Genomic DNA, 423 nt, shown 5'->3' with positions numbered 1-423 from the left:
ATAAAAATCTTCGTACGTGATAATTTACCTACCGCTATAGTAAAACGACTCCAATCTTCCTCAGTCATAGTACCCGTTCTTAAGCGGTTTGAGTCAACATTTCCAGAACTACAAATCATACGTGTGGCTAACTGATCAGCACCCATCTCTAGCGAGAAAATACCAACTGTATACATATCTTCATGCGTTGCAACTTTTTGTGCAATATTAAGTGCGAACGCAGTCTTACCTACAGATGGACGCGCTGCAAGGATAATTAAATCATTTCGGTTGAACCCTGCTGTCATTTGGTCTAAATCTCGATATCCTGTAGGTATACCTGGTGTTTGACCACTATTTTGATCAAGCTCTTCAGCTGTTTCATACACTTGTCCTAAGACGTCTCGAATGTCTTTAAAGCCATCGCTTTCACGAGAAGATGAT

At 40.4% G+C, this 423-nt stretch carries 1 protein-coding gene; it reads right to left on the bottom strand.

All coding sequences use genetic code 11. The features are described from left to right. A partial coding sequence (locus M3194_RS30945) for a DnaB-like helicase C-terminal domain-containing protein (RefSeq protein WP_251657978.1) occupies positions 1-423 on the bottom strand: 423 nt, incomplete at both ends.

It is taken from the genome of Paenibacillus glycanilyticus (genome assembly GCF_023715145.1).
Lineage (GTDB): Bacteria > Bacillota > Bacilli > Paenibacillales > Paenibacillaceae > Pristimantibacillus > Pristimantibacillus glycanilyticus_A.
This window is presented reverse-complemented; position numbering and strand designations above follow the sequence as displayed.